The sequence below is a fragment of the Kitasatospora sp. MBT66 genome (assembly GCF_000710405.2).
GTDB classification, from domain to species: Bacteria; Actinomycetota; Actinomycetes; order Streptomycetales; family Streptomycetaceae; genus Kitasatospora; species Kitasatospora purpeofusca.
The window spans coordinates 1-426 of the sequence record NZ_JAIY01000039.1 but is presented as its reverse complement, the minus strand read 5'-3'; the positions used below and the strand labels follow the sequence as shown (position 1 = coordinate 426).

At 71.6% G+C, this 426-nt stretch carries 1 pseudogene; it reads right to left on the bottom strand.

Annotated elements, in window-relative coordinates:
• Positions 1-106: 106 nt before the first annotated feature.
• Positions 107-292 (bottom strand): annotated as a pseudogene (locus BI06_RS55780) (replication initiator); the annotation flags it as partial.
• Positions 293-426: the final 134 nt, after the last annotated feature.

Sequence of the window (426 nt, the reverse complement as noted above, 5' to 3'; positions counted from 1 at the left end):
TTCGGCGACCGCGCGCAGCAGCCGGGTCGCAAGGGGCGACATGTCGGGGTCCCCAGACGTAGCGGCTCGACACGGCCGGCGGTGTCGAGCCGAGGACGTCGAGGACCTAGGTCCGGCGTTCGGTGCGGTGGTCGGTGAGGGTCTTGCCGGACCACTTGCGGGAGACCAACACCCGGCGGCCGCCGTAGCCGGGGTGTTCGCGTTTGTGGGCGCGGGAGCGGCAGGCGCCGGGGCGCAGGGCGGGGTGGGCGTTCTTGGGCTGGATTCCGTGGAGCAGCCAGTTGGCGCAGGTCGGTGAGCAGGACTGTCACCGGCGAGGGGGCCGACTCGGGGAACCAGGACGAGTGGGTCTGTTCGTACGTCGGGCGCGTCGTGGTGGTTCCGTTGTTCCGGCCCGCTCCGTCCCTCCAGTTGTCGGCAACCGAC